This is a genomic window from Lyngbya aestuarii BL J, from assembly GCF_000478195.2.
In the GTDB taxonomy this organism is placed as follows: Bacteria; Cyanobacteriota; Cyanobacteriia; order Cyanobacteriales; family Microcoleaceae; genus Capilliphycus; species Capilliphycus aestuarii.
In genome coordinates this window covers 1-1288 of sequence record NZ_AUZM01000219.1, presented here as the reverse complement: position 1 = coordinate 1288, position 1288 = coordinate 1, and the positions used below count along the sequence as shown (strand labels likewise).

At 37.5% G+C, this 1288-nt stretch carries 1 protein-coding gene and 1 pseudogene; one reads left to right on the top strand and one right to left on the bottom strand.

What is annotated here, in order from left to right; translation table 11 throughout:
- Nucleotides 1–864: peroxidase family protein (locus M595_RS27655; protein WP_023069502.1), on the top strand; the 864-nt coding region annotated here is incomplete at its 5' end.
- Between the two features lie 149 nt (nucleotides 865–1013).
- On the opposite strand, the pseudogene M595_RS27650 reads toward M595_RS27655, so the two are convergent.
- Nucleotides 1014–1288: pseudogene (locus tag M595_RS27650) on the bottom strand (hypothetical protein); the annotation flags it as partial.

Below are 1288 nucleotides of genomic sequence, written 5' to 3'. Positions count from 1 at the left end.
TGGTGTTATCAGTATGTTGTCATTAATGACTATCTCAGAGCAGTTTGCGACCCCAATATTGTAGACGATATCCTGCTCAACGGGCCGCGTTTTTATCTCCCTGGCTTTAGTGGAAATTCGGTTTTTATGCCGCTAGAATTTTCCGTCGCCGGATTTCGGTTTGGTCACTCAATGATTCGTCCGTTTTATCAACTCAATCGTCAGTCTCAAGTCAAAATTATGAATCTCTTGGGTGTTTCCAAAGATCGACCTCAAGAGTCTGATTTGCTAGAAAAGAACGGTGACAATTATCAACTCAAGAAAAGTTTTAGTGTTGACTGGGAAAACTTTGTCAGATTTGTACCGGATGAACCGATTCCTAACGTCGCTCGTAAAATCGATCCGAAGATTTCTCAAGGCTTATTTGATCTTCAACTCGACGGAGTAAGAGCGAATACATTCATGTCTCATTTAGCTCAACGAAATCTAGTCAGAGGTTATTCATTGAGTCTACCCACCGGACAAAAAATGGCTAAAGCATTTGGTTTTCAACCCCTAACAAAAGAAGATTTAATTGATAAAGAACCGAATGAAAAACTGAAGCAAGCACTTGAATATGGGAATTTTGGAGACAGAACACCTTTATGGTATTATATCCTCAAAGAAGCCGCATTACAAACCGGAGGAAACACGCTAGGGGCTGTAGGAAGTAGTATTGTTGCAGAGACTTTAATTGGGTTAGTCAAACAAGATCCCAACAGCTATTTAAACCATTTGCATAATCCGGCTGTACGACCGAATGGAATTCGCATTCCTCGGCTTTATGGTCGTGCTTCAATTATTAACTCGATTGGAGATATTTTATCCTGTGCAGGAGTTCGTTAGAGATCAATTAAAATCAGTTATAATCTGAGTTTTAACTTTCGATATGTTAATAGTTTTTATCCTACTCATCTGGATGAGAAAGTCAAAGGTTGTCAAGATCTTTCTCTCATTCAGATGATGTTTTTATGGGTTGCTATCTATAAAACTGCTTATAAAATTAACCCGATTGCTAAACCCCAAAAAGGAACAAATCTTAGCCATCGCTTTTGACGATTAAAGGGTTCAATACTTCCCATCAAGATGATTTGAAAAATATAAAATAAAACCATATCAACACAAAAAGCAATCGTAACGCGATTACTCATTAAATTTTCAATAAAAAATTCGGTTTTAGTAGGAATATCTCCAAATTCAGGTCGAGCAAAAACCGCCCAAAAAAGAGAGAGTATTCCTATAATCAAGCCAACAAATCCAAATATTTTCG